The 16871-nt window shown below is 63.9% G+C and carries 15 protein-coding genes and 1 riboswitch; of the genes, 6 read left to right on the top strand and 9 right to left on the bottom strand.

Annotated features, from left to right (window positions below):
• Window positions 1–62: 62 nt before the first annotated feature.
• From EOC94_RS01655 to EOC94_RS01645, 3 genes are all read right to left on the bottom strand, one after another.
• Window positions 63–836, bottom strand: a complete 774-nt coding sequence (locus EOC94_RS01655) for an amino acid ABC transporter ATP-binding protein (RefSeq protein ID WP_095487364.1) — start codon at window positions 834–836, stop codon at window positions 63–65.
• A complete protein-coding gene (locus EOC94_RS01650; RefSeq protein ID WP_029348816.1) occupies window positions 833–1513 on the bottom strand; it encodes an amino acid ABC transporter permease in 681 nt (226 codons plus the stop codon). The genes EOC94_RS01655 and EOC94_RS01650 overlap by 4 nt, the downstream gene beginning before the upstream one ends.
• 166 nt (window positions 1514–1679) lie before the next feature.
• Complete coding sequence (locus EOC94_RS01645; protein ID WP_095487677.1) at window positions 1680–2453, bottom strand: amino acid ABC transporter substrate-binding protein; 774 nt, start codon at window positions 2451–2453, stop codon at window positions 1680–1682.
• Window positions 2454–2776: 323 nt separating this feature from the next.
• Between EOC94_RS01645 and EOC94_RS01640 the strand changes: the two genes are divergently transcribed.
• Window positions 2777–3640, top strand: coding sequence for an RNA polymerase factor sigma-32 (locus EOC94_RS01640; RefSeq protein ID WP_095487366.1), 864 nt, complete (start codon window positions 2777–2779; stop codon window positions 3638–3640).
• A 139-nt stretch (window positions 3641–3779) separates the two neighbouring features.
• Here EOC94_RS01640 and EOC94_RS01635 read toward each other — a convergent pair whose 3' ends face one another.
• From EOC94_RS01635 to thiB, 4 genes are all read right to left on the bottom strand, one after another.
• Window positions 3780–5207: a M48 family metalloprotease gene (locus EOC94_RS01635; protein ID WP_164547277.1), complete on the bottom strand. Its 1428-nt coding sequence runs from the start codon at window positions 5205–5207 to the stop codon at window positions 3780–3782.
• A gap of 299 nt (window positions 5208–5506) precedes the next feature.
• Window positions 5507–6280, bottom strand: a complete 774-nt coding sequence (gene thiQ, locus EOC94_RS01630) for a thiamine ABC transporter ATP-binding protein (RefSeq protein ID WP_127288398.1) — start codon at window positions 6278–6280, stop codon at window positions 5507–5509.
• Window positions 6277–7896 carry a thiamine/thiamine pyrophosphate ABC transporter permease gene (thiP, locus tag EOC94_RS01625; RefSeq protein WP_127288397.1) on the bottom strand — a complete coding sequence of 540 codons (1620 nt, stop codon included), beginning with the start codon at window positions 7894–7896 and terminating at the stop codon, window positions 6277–6279. Before thiP ends, thiQ begins: the two co-directional genes overlap by 4 nt.
• 233 nt (window positions 7897–8129) lie before the next feature.
• Window positions 8130–9140, bottom strand: a complete 1011-nt coding sequence (thiB, locus tag EOC94_RS01615; RefSeq protein WP_126104555.1) for a thiamine ABC transporter substrate binding subunit — start codon at window positions 9138–9140, stop codon at window positions 8130–8132.
• Window positions 9141–9183: 43 nt separating this feature from the next.
• Window positions 9184–9298, bottom strand: a riboswitch (TPP riboswitch).
• A 102-nt stretch (window positions 9299–9400) separates the two neighbouring features.
• Here thiB and EOC94_RS01610 point away from each other — a divergent pair.
• The 4 genes from EOC94_RS01610 (at window position 9401) to EOC94_RS01595 (ending at window position 12569) form a co-directional block, all read left to right on the top strand.
• Window positions 9401–10045: a thiamine diphosphokinase gene (locus EOC94_RS01610; RefSeq protein WP_127288396.1), complete on the top strand. Its 645-nt coding sequence runs from the start codon at window positions 9401–9403 to the stop codon at window positions 10043–10045.
• A 1-nt stretch (window position 10046) separates the two neighbouring features.
• Window positions 10047–11867 (top strand): ABC-F family ATP-binding cassette domain-containing protein, encoded by a 1821-nt coding sequence (locus tag EOC94_RS01605; protein WP_127288395.1) that lies wholly within the window; start codon window positions 10047–10049, stop codon window positions 11865–11867.
• Window positions 11868–12027: 160 nt separating this feature from the next.
• Window positions 12028–12270, top strand: a complete 243-nt coding sequence (locus EOC94_RS01600; protein WP_095487682.1) for a type II toxin-antitoxin system CcdA family antitoxin — start codon at window positions 12028–12030, stop codon at window positions 12268–12270.
• A complete protein-coding gene (locus EOC94_RS01595; protein ID WP_127288394.1) occupies window positions 12270–12569 on the top strand; it encodes a CcdB family protein in 300 nt (99 codons plus the stop codon). Before EOC94_RS01600 ends, EOC94_RS01595 begins: the two co-directional genes overlap by 1 nt.
• A gap of 32 nt (window positions 12570–12601) precedes the next feature.
• Here EOC94_RS01595 and EOC94_RS01590 read toward each other — a convergent pair whose 3' ends face one another.
• Entirely contained in the window at window positions 12602–14254 is a 1653-nt protein-coding gene (locus EOC94_RS01590; RefSeq protein ID WP_127288393.1) for a hypothetical protein, read from the bottom strand.
• Window positions 14255–14328: 74 nt separating this feature from the next.
• Complete coding sequence (locus EOC94_RS01585; protein ID WP_095487377.1) at window positions 14329–15627, bottom strand: adenylosuccinate synthase; 1299 nt, start codon at window positions 15625–15627, stop codon at window positions 14329–14331.
• A gap of 322 nt (window positions 15628–15949) precedes the next feature.
• Between EOC94_RS01585 and EOC94_RS01580 the strand changes: the two genes are divergently transcribed.
• Window positions 15950–16840 (top strand): DMT family transporter, encoded by an 891-nt coding sequence (locus tag EOC94_RS01580; RefSeq protein ID WP_127205986.1) that lies wholly within the window; start codon window positions 15950–15952, stop codon window positions 16838–16840.
• The last annotated feature ends 31 nt before the right edge of the window (window positions 16841–16871 follow it).

The following is a 16871-nucleotide window of genomic DNA, read 5'->3' as shown; positions in this document are numbered from 1 at the left end:
GGTTTTTTGTTTTTTGCATGTCGTTATGCCAAAACCGCTACGCCCTTTTGGGGCAGCATGCATTAATCTTCGCCGCCGCCTTCCTTCTCCGCCTCCTGCCTCAGCGTCGCGATGAACCGCTTGGTTCGCTGGCGCTCCGGATTGCTGAACAGAACAGCGGCGGGGCCTTTCTCGACGATGGCGCCGGCGTCGAGGAACACCACCTCCTGCGCGATCTTGGAGGCGAGGCGCAGATCATGCGTCGCCATCACCATGGTGGTGCCCTCGCGGGCGAGCTGGCTGAGCACGTCGACCACTTCCTGCGCCAATTCCGGGTCGAGCGCTGAGGTCGGCTCGTCGCACAGCAGCACCTTCGGCGACGGCGCCAGCGCCCGGGCAATCGCCACGCGTTGCTGCTGGCCGCCTGACAGGGTCGCCGGCCAGGCATCGGCCTTGTGCGCCATGCCGACCTTTTCGAGCAGGGCGAGCGCCCGCTCGCGCGCCCTCGCCGTCGGCCATTTCAGCACCGTCACCAGCCCCTCCATGACATTTTCGATCGCCGTGCGGTGCGGAAACAGCTGGAAATTCTGGAACACCATGCCCGTCTGCAACCGCAGGCGCTGGATGGCCCTGCCGGGAACTTTGCCGCCCGGTTGGAATTCGAGCGCGTCGTCGCCGATGCGCACCGTGCCCGAAGTCGGGATCTCGAGCAGGTTGATGCAGCGCAGCAGCGTGCTTTTCCCGCCGCCCGAGGGACCGACAAGGGCGGTGACGCTGCCTTCCTCGATGGTGACGGTCACGCCCTTCAGCACGAGGTTGTCGCCAAAGCGCTTCTCGATGTCGGTGAGGCCGATCATGAGCGCGCCTCCAGGAAGCCGCCATAGCGGTTGAGCCGCTTTTCCAAGCGCGTCTGCAATGCCGACAGCACGGAGCTCAGCGCCAGATAGAGAGCCGCCGCCTCGATATAGAGGATCAGCGGCTCATAGGTGGTGGCGACGATGCGCTGCGCCGCCTGGAACATCTCCGGCACGGTGATGGCGGCGGCCAGCGATGTATCCTTGACCAGCGAGATGAAGGTGTTGGATAGCGGCGGCACCGCGACGCGGCCGGCCTGCGGCAGTATGGTGCGCCGCATCGCCTGGCTCCAGGTCATGCCGATCGAATAGGCCGCCTCCCACTGCCCCTTCGGCACCGAGCCTATGACGGCGCGGATGATTTCCGACGTATAGGCGCCGATGTTGAGCGTGAAGCCGATCAACGCGGCTGAAAAAGCGTCGAGCAGGATGCCGACCGAAGGCAGGCCGTAGAAGATCAGGAAGAGTTGCACCAGAAGTGGCGTGCCACGGAAGATCCAGACGTAGAAGCGAACCACGGCGACCAGCGGCTTCGGGCCGAACAGCCGGACCAGCGCCGCGACCAGCCCAACGAACAGCCCGAAGGCGAACGACAGCAGCGTCAGCGGCACGGTAAAGATAAGCGCCGCCCACAACAGCGTCGGCAACGAGTCCAGCATCAATTGCAGCCAATGCGGCACGAAAACCCTCCTTGCGAGATTGCCGCCCAAAAACCGGCCCGGCAGCATCAAGGCGCGACCATACGGTCGTCATATCACGCGAAAAGCGGCGGCCGTCAAAGACGGCTCGCCGCGAGACTTGCTTGCCATGCGGGCCGGCAAACCCGGCCCGCTCCATGAAATGCGCTTACTTCGAAACGTCCTGGCCGAAATAGGTGTCGGCGATTTTCTGGTAGGTCCCGTCGGCCTTGATGTCGGCCAACGCCTGATTGATGGCGGCGACCAGTTCCGGATCGCCCTTGCGCACGATGACGCCGGAATAGTCGGCGTTTTCTTCCTGCGCGGCGATCTTCACATCGGCGTCGGGCTTGTGCTTCTTGAAATCGAGGAAGGACAGGCTGTCGTTGATGGTGGCGTCGGCGCGGCCGGTAAGAAGCAGCTGGATCGACTGGTCGAAACCGTCGGTGCCGACGAGCTCGGCGCCGTTCGTTTCGGCGAGTTTGCCGAAATTCGAGGTCAGCGACTGCGCTGCCTTCTTACCCCTAAGGTCGGCAAAGCTCTTGATGTCGGTATTGTCGCCGCGCACGATCAGCACCGCCTTGGAAGCGATGTAGGGATCGGAGAAATCATACTTGGCCTTGCGCGCCTCGGTGATGCCGACCTGGTTGATGACTGCGTCATAACGCTTGGCGTCTAGGCCGGCGATCAGCCCGTCCCATTTGCCTTCGAGGAATTCGGCCTTGACGCCGAGGCGCTTGGCGATCGCCTGGGCGATCTCGACGTCGAAGCCGACCAACGCACCCGAGGCATCATGATAGGTGAAGGGGGCATAGGTGCCTTCCGTGCCGACCTTGAAGACACCGGCCTGCTTGATCTGATCGAGATTGGCGCCGGCATGGCCTGATGTGACGGCCAGAACCTGCAATGTTGCGGCGACGATAAGCGATTTGAGCCATTTCATTTTTCTGTGATCCCGTCCTTGGCCGGTGTCCGGCGCATTTGTGAGCGCCGGAAACTGACAGATGCAGGCTTGCAAAATAAGGAATAAGATTTCAAAAATGATATGATTTCGAAATCCAATTCTAAAGCCCACATCGAGTCACGCCAACCGACCGCGTAGCGACCGCCGCAACGAGCTTTCGGACAGTGCAATCCACGCGACCTCAGCGGCGGAACCATTCACCCGCGTGGCACGTTCTTGGCTGTTGTAGGGCGCGGCGTCGCCAATTCAACCACGATGCCAGCTCAGGGTCGCACCACAACGCCCGGAACAGGGAGCGTGGCATGATGGAAGATACGGCAGGGCGAACCATGGTCCGCGCGGCGATGAAAGCCCCCTATCTCGAGCGCGACGAGGAGCATCTTCTCGCGCTGCGCTGGAAGGAAGACAACGACCAGCAGGCGCTGCACCAAATCGCCATGGCACATATGCGGCTGGTCATTTCCATGGCCTCGAAGTTCCGCCACTATGGCCTGCCGCTCGGCGACCTGGTCCAGGAAGGCCATGTTGGCCTGCTGGAGGCAGCGGCCCGCTTCGAACCGGAGCGCGAGGTACGGTTTTCGACCTATGCGACATGGTGGATCCGCGCCTCGATGCAGGACTACATCCTGCGCAACTGGTCGATCGTGCGTGGCGGCACCAGTTCGGCGCAAAAGGCGTTGTTCTTTAATCTGCGGCGCCTGCGCGCCCGCTTGGCAAACGGCGCCGAGCCGATCTCGAATACCTCGCTCTATCGCGAGGTGTCAGTGGCGCTCGGCGTCTCCGAGGCCGACGTGGCGATGATGGATTCCCGCCTTTCGGCACCGGACAGCTCACTCAACCAGCCGCTCGCCGACGATGCGGGCGCCACCGAGCGGATGGATTTCCTGGTTTCGGACGATCCTCTGCCGGACGAGGTCGTGGGTGACACGATCGATGTCGAACGCCGCTCTGTCTGGCTGAAAACGGCGCTCGGCGCGCTCAACGCCCGCGAGCTCAGGATCATTGAGGAGCGCCGGCTGAGCGACGAGGGCGCGACGCTCGAAGCGCTCGGCGAGGCGCTCGGCATCTCCAAGGAGCGCGTCCGCCAGATCGAGGCACGCGCCATGGAAAAGCTCAAGATAGCGCTGGTGAAGCAAAACCCCGAGTTTCTGGCGACAGCCGCCTAGGGTGTGTCGGGATTCAGGTTAGGCCGAGCCGAAAACGGTGGTTTCCGAGAACCGGAGCGGAGCGTACTTAAAGTACGTGAGCACCGGAAGCGCAGGAACTGCCGTTTGCAGGCCGGCATCACCTGAATATCGACACACCCTACCTGTCGGTGATGATCTTGACTTTATCACCGGCCGAAACGGCAGCACCGGGCGACATCGCATTGAGCACCCTGAACAGGTCGAGCTTGCGGTCGACGCCGACCATCTGCGCGGCGAGCGAACCCATGGTCTGTCCGGGCTGCACCGTGACGACGCGGATATGCAGCGGCTTCAGCGCCGCTTTCTCGGCCGCGCTCAAGATACGGAAGGAGCCGCTGACCGAGCGCGCCACCGCGTCCAGCGAGGTGCTGGCAGAGGGGGCTGCCGTCAACAGCCGGTAGACCTGACCGCCGGCGCGGATCACCGCGATGTCGAACTGCCAGCCCTCGGCGCTGGCATGCGCCGTCGCCGCCTCGTTGCCGTTGATCGTTTCCTGGCGCACGCTGCTTTCGTCGAGACCAGCCACCCAACCGCTGCGGATGTAGTCGGTCAGCGGGCGGCTCTTGTCGATCGAAACGCCGTCGAAGCGGATCGCTATGTCGCCCGGCCCGGTTGCCGTCACCGCCGCGGCCGAGTTGTCGATGATGAAGCCGCCGGGCACCGAGAATGACACGCCGAGCCCCGGATGCAGGAAGGTTTCGCCACGCACATAGCCTTCCTCCGGCGTGTCGCCATAGAGCAGGCCGTCTATACCGGCGAGGAAGGGGTCACGGTCGCGCGTCCCGACGCCAGGCGCGCCGAACTGGCGGGCATGGCGCTGCGCCAGATCGATGCGCTGCGGCGTGTTGGGGTGCGTCGCCAGGAAGTCGAGGCTGGCGTCGGTGGCGCCGCTGATCGAGCGGAAATCGGTGTAGGCCGACATGGACTGCAGGAAGCGGCCGGCGGCAAAGGGATCGAAGCCCGCCTCGCCGATCGACTTGATGCCGATGCCGTCGGCCTCCAGCTCCTGATTGCGCGAGAACTGGGCAAGCCGCAGCTTGCCGCGGATCAGTGCCGCCTTGGCGGTCGGGCTGTCGCCGAGCACATCCGAGACGACCTTCGTAGCAAACCCCTCCTCGGCCTCAAGCTGCTGGCGCTGCAAGCCATGGTTGGCAGTGACGTGGCCCATCTCATGCGCGATCACCGCGGCGAGCTCGGCCGAATCGTTGGCCAGCGCCAACAGGCCGCGCGTGATGTAGAGATAGCCGCCCGGCAATGCGAAAGCGTTGACGTTGGGCGAATTGAGGATGGTGATGCGGTAGGTCTGGGTCGGGTTGGCCGACACCACGGTCAGGCGGCCGACGACCTTGGCGACCATGCGCTCGAGCTTGGGATCGGAATATTCACCGCCATAGGTGGCGAGGATACGCGGATGCTGCGCCTTCGCCATTTCGGCGAGCTTGCTGTTGGCGGCGACATTGTCGACTGTGATCGGTTTGCTGGAAGGCTGGAAGCCGGATTCCTGAACGTCCGGCGGCGTGAACATCTGGCAGCTTGCCAGCGCCATGGCAAAGCCGGCCAGCGCGAGGAAGCGCGCCAGCGGTTTCCTTCTCACTCTGTCGGTGCCGGTCGGCAGAACAGCTTCCTTTCGGGTCTCGGCACATGACCCCGAAAATCGGGCATCGATTTTCAGAAAAGGATCATGCGCAAAATCAAACTGCCACAGCATCCTTCGCGCGCACGAGCACACGCGGCACTGTAGTGGCAAATCACAGTCTATGCCGGACCAGTATCGGAGGACCTAGCCACACTACTTTGACCAAGGCAAGCAAACGCCACATCGCCTGAAGCCGGTTTGGCCGTAAATTATGTCCGCTTCCGGGCAACATCTCGTGATCCTTGGCCAAACGGACCTGCACCGATATAACGCCGGAATGCTTCCGGTCCAGCCTTGGTGAAAAAATCGGCGACAGCCCCAGTCGCGGCAACCGCGCCATTGTCCAGGAACACCATGTCCTGGCCGATACGGTGGGCGTCTTCCGGCTGATGCGTGACGAACAGCACCGTCATGCGCCGCTCCGCATGGACGCCGGCTACCAGGTCGAGCATGTCGTCACGCAAGGCCGGCCCGAGCGAGGCGAACGGCTCATCGAGCAAAAGAACCGGCCGATCGCGCACGAGGACGCGGGCGAGTGCGACACGCTGCCGCTCGCCACCGGAGAGTTCGCGCGGCAGGCGCCGTTCCTTGCCGGCAAGGCCGACGCGCTTGAGTGCCCCCGCGATTGCCACGTGGTCGGCCTCAGCCAGCCTGAGCGACGGCGAGCGGCCAAGGCCGACATTTCGTTCGACCGAAAGATGGGCGAAGAGATTGTTCTCCTGGAACACCATTGACACGGGCCGCGCCGAAGGCGGTTTGGCGCCGACATCGGCGCCGCTGATCAGCACGCGGCCCGATCGTGGCGTCTCAAAGCCGGCCACCAGATTGAGCAGCGTCGATTTTCCCGAACCGCTCGGCCCCATGATCGCAGTGATCTTCGAGGCGGCGAACGCGACATCGAATAAAAACGGCGCTTCGCCATAGCTGAACGAGACCTTTTCCAGCCGCACAGCCGTGCCGTTTTCAGCGCTGCTGAACGTCATGTCTTTTCTCCCCGCCCCAGCCGATCCGCGGCCAGCACAAGCGCGAGACAGACCAGGCCGAGCAGCAGCGCTAGGCCGGCGGCATCCATCGTGCGGTAGCTGCCCATGCGCGCCAGCAAGAGATAGGGCAGTGTCTGCAGGGAGTCGCTACCGAACAGGGCGATGACGCCGAGATCGCCGAGCGACAATGCCATGGCAAAGGCGAAACCCGTGGCGAGCGGCCGCCGCAGCGACGGCCAGTCGATCAGCCGGAACCGGTTCCAGCCCGAAATGCCAAGCAGCAAACAGAGCCGTTCGTGGCGTTCGCTCGCCGCATCATAGCCGGGGCGAATAGCGCGGATGGCAAACGGCATCGCCATCACCGCGTTGACGGTGACGACCATGACAGGGGCGATCGCGAAGACGTCGCTGACGGTACGCAGGAGCAGAAACCAGCCGGCGCCGATGACGATGGGCGGCACGACGAGCACGAAGCCGGCGCCGGTATCGGTGGCATGCTCGAGCAGCGTCTTGGCGCCGACGCGACGCTTCAGGGCCAGTGCCCGTCGTCCCATGACGAGCGACAGCGACAGCGCCACCGAAAGCAGCGCCGCCAGCAAGGCGAGCACTGCGCTGGTCAGCGTCGCTTGCCGCACAGCGCTCTCGCCCGCCAGCCGGCCAAGATCGGCGCCAAGGCCCGACATCACCGTGGCCGCCATCGGCCCGGCGACGAACAGCAATGCCAGAACGATCAATGCTGCGTTCAGCACGGTCTCGCCGACGCTTGCCGAAAGATACCGGCGCGGTGCCACCGACAGGTTGGCATCGCCGACGGTGTTGGCGCCGAGCCGCATCAACACCAGCACCACGACGAAGGTCAGCGCGATCTGCAGCAGTGTCAGCGTCACCGCGCGGGCAGGATCGAAATCGAAACGCAGCGCCTGGTAGATAGCGACCTCCAGTGTCGTCGCGCGCGGCCCGCCGCCCAGCGTGAGCACGATGGTGAAGGATGTGATGCACAGCATAAAGACAAGCCCGGCGACGCCCGGCAGCGCCGCCCGCAGCGTCGGCCATTCGATCAGCCGGAAGGCGGGTCTGGCGCCCATGCCGAGCTGGCTCGCCAGCCGCCACTGGTCGGCCGGCACTGTCCCCAGCGCTTCAAGGAACAGCCGCGTTGCCAGCGGCAGGTTGAAGAAGACGTGGGCGACGAGGATGCCGGACAGGCCGTATATGCCCGGCCAACCCTGACCGCCAATCGCGCTGAGCAGGCCGGCGAAATAGCCGGCACGGCCATAGAGGGCCAGAATGCCGAGCGCGGCGACGATGGCCGGCAGCGCCAGCGGCACGGCGAAGAGCTGCAGGATCAGGCCGCGGCCAAAGAACCACGGATGCCGCGACAGCGCCCGCGCAACGAGCAGCGCCGGCAGGACGGACAGCAGTGTCGACAGAAGCGCTTGCCATAAGGTGAAACGGACAACGCGGAAGAGATAGGGGTCGAAGGCCGACGCGGCGCCGGACGGGTCGCGGGCGCCTTCGACGATGAGCCCGGCGAACGCTCCACCGATCAAAAGTGCTATTGCCGCAAGCGCGAGAATGCCAGCTGTGACGCGGGAATCCGATGATGGCGCGCGTTGCACGCTAGACCACCAGATTCGAGATTCTTAGCGAGGATTGCGTTCCTTCGCGCCCCCCTCTGTCCTGCCGGACATCTCCCCCACGAGGGGGGAGATTGGCAGGTTCAGCGCTCCGCTCATTCCGGCAATGTCGGAGATTGGCGAAAGCCGGCATGATGGCCGATCTCCCCCCTCGTGGGGGAGATGTCCGGCAGGACAGAGGGGGGCGCCGTAGAGTGATCATCGTCAATCAGAAGCTACTTGCTCATCACCGCCAGCCATTCGTCGACCCAGGCCTTGCGGTTGGCGGCGACCTCTTCGGGGCTGAACAGCAAGGCCTTGGTCGGCTTGACGAGCTTGTCGAAGGCTGGGTTGAGCGGCTTGTCGGTCTTGCCGGCAGGAAACATCCAGTTGGTCTCGGGAATGACGTTCTGGAATTTCGGACCGGTCATGAAGGCCAGGAACTTTTCCGCCAGCGGGTTCTTCGCACCAGTCGTGGTGATGCCGGCAACCTCGATCTGCAGGTACTCGCCCTCCTCGAAGGACGCCGCCTGATAGCGTTCGGTGTTTTCGGCGACCATGTGATAGGCCGGCGACGTGGTGTAGGACAGCACCATCGGCGCCTCGCCCTTGGTGAACAGGCCATAGGCCTCGCTCCAGCCCGGCGTCACGGTGAGCACCTTTGCCCTGAGCTTCGCCCAGGCTTCCGGCGCCTTGTCGCCATAGACCGATCTCACCCACAACAGCAGGCCGAGACCGGGCGTCGAGGTGCGCGGATCCTGGATGACGATCTTCTCATCGGCATCGCCCTCGACCAATTCCTTCAGGCTCTTCGGCGGGGTCTTCAGCTTTTCGGTGTCGTAGACGACGGCGAAATAGCCATAGTCGAACGGCACAAAAATATCGTCGCTCCAGCCGCCCGGCACCTTGACGTCCGATACCGGGCCATGCGGCGAAAACAGGCCGGTAGCCTTGGCTTCCACCGTCAGATTGGTATCGAGGCCGAGCACGATGTCGGCCTTGGTCGCGGCCCCTTCCAATCTGACGCGATTGAGCAGCGCGACGCCGTCGGCGACCGCAACGAAATCGAGAGTGCAGCCGCATTCCGCCTCGAAGGCCTTCTTGACCGCGGGGCCTGGACCCCAGTCGGCGGTGAAGCTCTCATAGGTATAGACGGTGAGTTTCTCCTGCGCGGATGCTGGCCCGGTGCCGAGAACGGACGCGGCAAGCAGCATTGCCGAAACAAGAGAGTATGAAAACGTGCGCATCGGCGCCTCCTTCGTTCGCATTGAAAGGAATTGAGGCGTCGGGCTGTCCGAAACGTCTAATCCCTCCGCCGGTACAAACCGGATCAGGTTCAGCGGGTTGGCATGGTTGCCTCTCAGCTGGTCCGCGAAGATCGCGTCCAGCACCCCGTTAGAGCGTTTCGACACATAGGCCCGGCCGAAGTGCTGCGCAAGCTGAAGTTTGCAGGGCATCTGGAGCGCGGCCTTCCGTTTCGCAAGCAGGGCTGGTAAGGGCCACGCATATGAGCAAATTCACCATCCTGCTTGGCGGCGATCTTATCCGCACGCCGCTGCTCGACCGCCAGGTCGAAGGCTCCCGTGTCATCGCCGCCGACGCCGGCATCGGCCATGCCCGGACGCTGGAGCTGACGCCGGAACTCTGGGTCGGCGACTTCGATTCGGTGCCGGCGGACTTGCCGGACGATCTGGCCGCCGTGCCCCGCCAGGTGTTTCCGGCAGAAAAGGACAAGACCGACGGCGAGCTGGCTATCGCCGCTGCGCTCGAACGCGGCGCGACCGGGCTCGTGCTCGCCGGCGCGTTCGGCGGCAAGCGCACCGACCACGCCTTCCTGCACCTCGCGCTCAGCATCCGGCTGGCCGAGGCAGGCATAGAGGTGCTTTTGACCAGCGGCGCCCAGGAAGGCATCCCCTTGCTTCCCGGAAAGACCGGCTTCGACTACGCCGACAGCACGCTGTTTTCGATCCTCGGCTTCTCCGACCTTTCCGGCTTGACCGTTACCGGCGCCAAATGGCCGCTGAACCACGTCGAGGTCGCGTTCGGCTCATCGCTGACCATTTCCAACGAGGTCAAGGGCCGGCTCGAAATCGCGCTGGGCAGCGGCCGCGCGCTGTTGCTCGCCCATCCTTTTCCCCTACCTGAAAGCTGACATGGCGCCGCCACTTCTCAATCTCGACGGGATAAGGCTGACTTTTGGTGGCACGCCGCTGCTCGACGGGGCGGAACTGACAGCGTCGGCGGGCGACAAGATCGCTTTGGTCGGCCGCAACGGCTCGGGCAAGTCGACGTTGCTCAAGATCGCTGCGGGATTGATCGAGCCGCAGGACGGCGAGATGTTCCGCCAGCCTTCGGCGACAGTGCGCTACCTGCCGCAAATGCCAGACATGGATGGTTTCGCCAGCGTCCGCGCCTATGTCGAGGCGGGGCTTGGACCCGCCGATGACCCCTACCGCGCCACCTATCTGATGGAGCATCTCGGCCTGTCCGGCGAGGAACGACCGAACGACCTGTCCGGCGGCGAGGCGCGGCGCGCTGCCCTTGCCCGCGTCATGGCGCCGGAGCCCGACATTCTCCTCCTCGATGAGCCGACCAACCATCTCGACCTGTCGGTCATCGAGTGGCTGGAGGAGGAGCTTGCCCGCACCTCTTCGGCGCTGATTGTCATCTCGCACGACCGCCGCTTCCTCGAGCGCGTGTCACGCGCCACCGTCTGGCTCGACCGCGGCCAGACCCGCCGTCTCGACAAGGGTTTTGGCCATTTCGAGGAATGGCGCGACACGGTGCTGGAAGAAGAAGAGCGCGAGCAGCACAAGCTCGGCCGCCAGATCGTGCGCGAGGAGCACTGGCTGCGTTATGGCGTGACGGCGCGACGCAAGCGCAACATGCGCCGGCTCGGCGAGTTGCAGACCATGCGCCAGCGCTTTCGTGGCCATCGCGGCGCCGAGGGCGCGGCGACCATGGTGGCCAGCGACGCCGCCGAATCCGGCAAGCTGGTGATCGAGGCCAAGAACATCGAGAAGAGCTTTGGCGACCTCACCGTGGTCAAGGGCTTCTCGACCCGTATTCAGCGCGGCGACCGCGTCGGCTTGGTCGGGCCGAACGGCGCCGGCAAGACGACGCTCTTGAAGATGCTGACCGGCGAATTGAAACCGGACTCAGGCACGGTGCGGCTCGGCACCAATCTGGAGATCGCCACACTCGACCAGAAGCGCGAGGCGGTCGATCCGCAAGAGACACTGGCGCAATACCTCACCGACGGACGCGGCGAGAACCTTGTCATCAATGGCGAGCAGCGCCACGTCGTCTCCTACATGAAGGATTTCCTGTTCAAACCGGAACAGGCGCGCACGCCGGTGCGTGAGCTTTCGGGCGGCGAGCGAGCGCGGCTGTTGCTGGCCCGCGTGCTGGCACGGCCGGCAAACCTTCTGGTGCTCGACGAGCCGACCAACGATCTCGACATGGAGACGCTGGAACTGCTGCAGGAGCTGGTCGCCGGTTTTGCCGGCACCGTCATCCTGGTCAGCCACGACCGCGATTTCCTCGACCGCACCGTGACCAGCCTGATCGCGCCGGACGGCGGCGGCCGCTGGATCGAATATGCCGGCGGCTATTCCGACATGCTGGCGCAGCGCGGCGGCACCAGGCTGGACGACCGCAAGGCGCGGACGAAGGCCGAGACCAGCGAAGCGACGGCGGCAGCCAGGACCGAAGCAGCTGCGCCGAAGGGCCCGGCAAAGAAACTGTCGTTCAAGCAGAAATTCGCGCTGGAATCGCTGCCCAAGAAGATCGAGGCGGTGACCGCCTCGATCTCACGGCTGGAGGACAACATCGCCGACCCGGCCTATTACGAGCGCGATCCGGCCTCGTTCCAGAAGACCATCGCCGCCCTCGACAAGGAAAGAGCCACGCTGGCCGCGCTTGAGGAGGAATGGCTGGAACTTGAAATGTTAAGGGAAGAAATGGAGGGATGAGGAGCGTTCGGCCGCGGGCCGATCGATCGACAATTATTTGTAGATTGGAGCGACGAACGCCGAAGCCATAGCGGAGGGCTGGGCGCACGATCAGACGCCGTTTCGTCGTTGCTACGCCGGGCAAATGCGCATACATTATGCGCACACTGCGGAGGTCACAATGCGCAAGCTAGCCTTGAACGCGGTTCGCCAGCCGGCAAACCTGTCGATCGACTCAAAACTCATGAAGGAAGCCAAGGGGCTTGACGTGAACGTCTCACGCGCCGCGGAGGCCGGCATCGCAGAGGCTGTCGCTGCCGAAAAGGCGCGACTATGGAAGCTTGAGAACCGAGCCACGATCGAGGCGTGGAACGAATACGTCGAAAAGCACGGTATTCCGCTGGAAGAACATCGGCAGTTCTGATGGCACGCTATGATGTCTTCGCGGGCCGGGTCGAAGGCAGCTATTTGCTGGACGTTCAATCCGACCTGCTCGACGATTTTAAAACACGGGTGGTGATCCCGCTTCTGCCGATAGCAATGACGCCGCCGCCGATGCGAAAGCTCCACCCCATCCTCGAGATCAATGGACGAAAATTGATAATGGCGACCCATCTGATCGCCACGGTTCCGGCCAAGGAATTGGGTGAAAGTCGACTGAATATCACCAGGCACCACGACGACATCGTGGCAGCACTCGACATGCTGTTCCAGGGCTTCTGAGCCAAAGGGGAGCGTTAGGCTGGTGAGGCCGCTCAGCCCGCCGTCTTTGTCTGCCAGGCCTTCAGCGCCTCATCGAACACCTTCTCGCCGGGAATGCCCTTTTCCATGGTGAGCAGCGCCCGCCGTCCGGTCTTGTAGACGACCGGCACGTCGATCCAGTTCTGGCCCCGGAGCAGGGTCAGATTGGCGTCTTCGTCCGCCTTGGTGTCGTTGAGAGCGACTAGGAAGAAGCCGTCGGCGATTTTGGCCGGGATGCCGATCAGCGGACTGCCGGCATCCTGTTCAGAGCCCTTCATGGCGACGCGCAGGATATTGTCGACGCCGCCGCCGTCGAAACCGTCGGGCGTCAGGAAAATCATTTCGATGATATGGCTGGCCGGCAGCGTTTGGTCGGTGTTGCGGCGGATGGTCATGCGCAACTGCACGTCCTTGCCCGGAATGCTCGCCTCGGCGCGGATTGCCGGCTCGGGCGGCAGATTGCCGCCGGGCGATTCCTGCACCAGCGACCAGACGATGCTGCCGGGCTCGGCTGAGCCCTGGGCGGTGCTGGTGCGCTCCTCGTAGAAGATCGCCTTCTGGCCGACCGCCAGCGCGGTTTCCGCAGGCGCGGCTGTCGGCGCGGCCGGTGTGGCACTCGGGTTCGGCGCCGCCGGAGCGGCTGCGCTATCGGCCGGCGGCGCCGGCGCTGTTCCGACGGCAGGCGGTGTCGCAGGGGCTGCACCTGGCGTGGCGGGCGCATTCGTGGCTGGCGCATCGCCGCCCGGCGCTGCGGGCGCAGGTGCGGCCGGAGGCGGCGTGGTCAGTGCTGCGACGGATTCGCCCTCTCCGATGCCGCTTTGTCCTGAAGCGGCGGGGCCGGGATCGACCTCACCGCCCTCGGGTGTCAGGCGCTGGGTGAACTTTGCGCCCTCGGCATCCGTTGGAGCCGCTGCGGCCGGAGGCCTTGCCGCGGCATCGGTAGCCGGCTCGGCCGGAGCAGGCTTGACCAACGGTTCGATCGTTGCGACCTCGGTGCTGTTGAGACCCAGCATATTGCTGAACGCGTCCTTGTTCAGCCAGATGCCGTAGCCGCCGCCGGCAACGACGAGCAGAGCGACGACAGCAGCGATCAGCCCGCCATAGCTGCGCTTGCGCTCGGCAGGACGCAGACGCGGAAAGGTGTCCGCCGCCGGTTCCTCCTCGTTGGAAAAGACATCGCTTCTAAAGACGTCGCCCTTTTCGTCCGCCGCTGGAAAATCCCTGTCCGAAGGCACCGGATCGGTGCGCTCTGGAGGAGAAGCAACGGACGGCGGCTTTTGCCAGTTCGGCGCGGCTTTGGCGGCAGGCGTCGGCTGCCATGCCGGTTCGGTCTTTGCCGGCTGCCATGCTGGCTCGGCCTTTGCCGGCTGCCGGACATGGCTGGGTTGGTTCTTGTTACGGTCGATGGAGGAGAAGATGTCTTCCAGTTCCGCCAGCGGATCGGATGCGGGCGGAGGCTTGGCATAGCCCCGCTCGACGCTGGCGATGGCGTCTTCCAGGGTGCGCTTATGCTGGGCAACGACCGAAGGCGCCAGCGGCGGTGTGTTCTTGGCCAGCTTGTCCGCGATGGTCGAGCGAGCCTTCTCATAGACCCTCGCGCGTATCTCCGGCGTCGGATTGCCAAGGCCATCGAGCGTCTTTTTCAGAGCACCAACAAAATCTGCCATGCTTCAGTCGACCTGCATTTCGTTTCTGGGCCGGCCCCCGCAAATCGGCCGCGATGCCCGGAACGGCTGAGAATCTAGTCTTGAAACGGATCGGTCACAAGTATTGTGTCGTCCCGTTCAGGGCTGGTGGAAAGGAGTGCGACCGGCGCGCCGATCAGTTCCTCGATATGGCGGACATATTTGACTGCCTGGGCCGGCAGATCGTTCCAGCTTCTGGCGCCGGCGGTGGTGCCTTTCCAGCCCTCCAGCGTCTCGTAGACGGGTTCGACTCGCGCCTGCGCGCCCTGGCTGGCCGGCAGATAATCGATCGCCTCGCCGTCGAGGCGGTAGCCGGTGCAGACCTTGATCTCGTCCAGACCGTCGAGCACGTCGAGCTTGGTCAGAGCGATGCCCTTGATGCCGTTGACGGCGACGGCCTGGCGAACCAGCACGGCATCGAACCAGCCGCAGCGGCGCTTGCGGCCAGTGACGACGCCGAACTCGTGGCCGCGCGTGCCCAGGAACTCGCCGATCTCGTTCTTCTGTTCGGTCGGGAACGGACCCTCGCCGACACGCGTCGTATAGGCCTTGGTGATGCCGAGGACATAGCCGATGGCACCCGGGCCGACGCCAGATCCGGCTGAGGCCTGGCCGGCGACCGTGTTGGACGAAGTGACGAACGGATAGGTGCCGTGGTCGATGTCGAGCAGCGTGCCTTGCGCGCCTTCGAACAGGATGCGTTCGCCGGCGCGGCGCTTGTCGTCGAGGATCTTCCAGACACGGTCCATATAGGGCAGGATCTCGTCGGCGACGGAAATCAGCTCATTCATGATCGCGTCATGCGTGACTTCGGCGTGACCGAGCCCGCGGCGCAGAGCATTGTGGTGCGTCAGCAGCCTGTCGACCTTCAAGGGCAGCGTTTCCAAATCCGCCAAATCCATCACCCTGACTGCGCGCCGGCCCACCTTATCCTCATAAGCGGGGCCGATGCCGCGACGGGTCGTGCCGATCTTCGTTCCGGAATTGGTGGCGGCGTCCTCGCGGAATCCGTCCAGTTCCCGGTGCAAGGACAGGATAAGCGCGGTGTTTTCGGCTATTTTCAGGCGCTCAGGTGTCACCTCGACGCCTTGCGCCTTCAATTTCGCCACTTCCGCGACGAAGGCGTGCGGATCGAAGACGACGCCATTGCCGATGATGGACAGCTTGCCTTGCCGCACCACGCCGGACGGCAGCAGCGACAGCTTGTAGACCTTGCCGTCGACAACCAGCGTATGGCCGGCATTGTGGCCGCCCTGGAAGCGCACGACGACGTCGGCGCGCTCCGACAGCCAGTCAACGATCTTGCCTTTGCCCTCGTCGCCCCATTGCGAGCCGACGACCACCACATTGGCCATGTTTCTTTTCCCTTGAGGCGCCGCTCGGAGCGGCTTGAAATGGTTTCGAAACGACAGGCTTCTATCGCATCGGCCCGAAAATCGGAATCGATTTCGGCGAGCACGATGCGAACATTCAAAGCCTCGAGACGCGTACTGTGTGCGACCAAGTGGACGCACGTCGCTCTATAACGTCAAGACCCGGCGAGCGCGACCATTCTTTACCGCCGAAGGCGCCCCCAGGCACAACAATTTTCGCCTTTGACATCATTTACTTGGGCGAACCATCACAATAGGTCGGTAAAAGCCCCTTCGCCCGCCCGCCCCGGCTGGAAATTTCGCGATGCATCGAACCGCCTATCTGTTCCTGCTGTTCACCACCTTGCTGTGGGGCGGCAACTCCGTGGCCGGCAAGCTGGCGGTCGACCACATTTCGCCGATGACGCTGGTCTTCCTGCGCTGGGTTCTGGCCGTTCTGATCATGCTGCCGATCGGCTGGCGAACGTTGCGCGAGGACTGGCCGGTGGTGCGCAAGCATTGGTTGCTGCTCGGCGGGCTCGGCGCTTGCGGCTTCACCTTCTTCAACGCCATCTTCTACACGGCGCTCAACTACACCACGGCGATCAACGTCTCGATCGAGCAGGCGGCGATACCGATCGTGATCATCCTCGCCAATTTCGTGCTGTTTCGCCTGCGTGTGAACCGGGTGCAGATCGCCGGCGTCGTGCTGACGATCATCGGCGTCGCCCTGACCGCCAGCCATGGCGATCTGCGCCAGCTCCTCAGGCTGGATCTCAATTTCGGCGACGCCATCATGCTGATCGCGGTGCTTTGCTACAGCTTCTACTCGGTCGGGCTGCGGCTGAAGCCGGCCATACGCTGGCAGAGCCTGATGCTGGCGCTGTCGATTGCCGCACTTGCCACTTCGCTGCCTTTCTTCCTGTGGGAGGTGGCGGCCGGCAAGGTCATCGTTCCCGATGCACGCGGCTGGGCGGTCGCGTTCTACACCGCGATCGGCGCCTCGGTCATCTCGCAGATCTTCTACATCAGGGGCAACGAGCTGATCGGCGCCAACCGGGCCGGCCTGTTCATCAATCTGGTGCCGATCTTCGGCACGCTGCTCTCGGTGCTGATCGTCGGTGAGACATTCCAGCTCTATCAGGCGCTGGCCCTCGTGCTGGTGCTCGGCGGCATCAGCCTCGCCGAATACAGCGGAAGGAAGATGGCGATTTAGCCGGCAAATGTTCGGCGCCGGATGCGGATGG

Source organism: Mesorhizobium sp. M6A.T.Ce.TU.016.01.1.1 (genome assembly GCF_003997065.1).
GTDB classification, from domain to species: domain Bacteria; phylum Pseudomonadota; class Alphaproteobacteria; order Rhizobiales; family Rhizobiaceae; genus Mesorhizobium; species Mesorhizobium mediterraneum.
The sequence above is the reverse complement of the archived record's forward strand: the minus strand, read 5'-3'. Positions and strand labels throughout refer to the sequence as shown.

What these genes read in the sequence shown, in the direction of transcription:
- EOC94_RS01655 (WP_095487364.1), bottom strand. Translation starts at nt 836, where the DNA reads ATGATCGGCCTCACCGACATCGAGAAGCGCTTTGGCGACAACCTCGTG.
- EOC94_RS01645 (WP_095487677.1), bottom strand. Translation starts at nt 2,453, where the DNA reads ATGAAATGGCTCAAATCGCTTATCGTCGCCGCAACATTGCAGGTTCTG.
- EOC94_RS01640 (WP_095487366.1), top strand. Translation starts at nt 2,777, where the DNA reads ATGATGGAAGATACGGCAGGGCGAACCATGGTCCGCGCGGCGATGAAA.
- EOC94_RS01635 (WP_164547277.1), bottom strand. Translation starts at nt 5,207, where the DNA reads ATGGCGCTGGCAAGCTGCCAGATGTTCACGCCGCCGGACGTTCAGGAA.
- thiQ (WP_127288398.1), bottom strand. Translation starts at nt 6,280, where the DNA reads ATGACGTTCAGCAGCGCTGAAAACGGCACGGCTGTGCGGCTGGAAAAG.
- thiB (WP_126104555.1), bottom strand. Translation starts at nt 9,140, where the DNA reads ATGCGCACGTTTTCATACTCTCTTGTTTCGGCAATGCTGCTTGCCGCG.
- EOC94_RS01610 (WP_127288396.1), top strand. Translation starts at nt 9,401, where the DNA reads ATGAGCAAATTCACCATCCTGCTTGGCGGCGATCTTATCCGCACGCCG.
- EOC94_RS01605 (WP_127288395.1), top strand. Translation starts at nt 10,047, where the DNA reads ATGGCGCCGCCACTTCTCAATCTCGACGGGATAAGGCTGACTTTTGGT.
- EOC94_RS01600 (WP_095487682.1), top strand. Translation starts at nt 12,028, where the DNA reads ATGCGCAAGCTAGCCTTGAACGCGGTTCGCCAGCCGGCAAACCTGTCG.
- EOC94_RS01595 (WP_127288394.1), top strand. Translation starts at nt 12,270, where the DNA reads ATGGCACGCTATGATGTCTTCGCGGGCCGGGTCGAAGGCAGCTATTTG.
- EOC94_RS01590 (WP_127288393.1), bottom strand. Translation starts at nt 14,254, where the DNA reads ATGGCAGATTTTGTTGGTGCTCTGAAAAAGACGCTCGATGGCCTTGGC.
- EOC94_RS01585 (WP_095487377.1), bottom strand. Translation starts at nt 15,627, where the DNA reads ATGGCCAATGTGGTGGTCGTCGGCTCGCAATGGGGCGACGAGGGCAAA.
- EOC94_RS01580 (WP_127205986.1), top strand. Translation starts at nt 15,950, where the DNA reads ATGCATCGAACCGCCTATCTGTTCCTGCTGTTCACCACCTTGCTGTGG.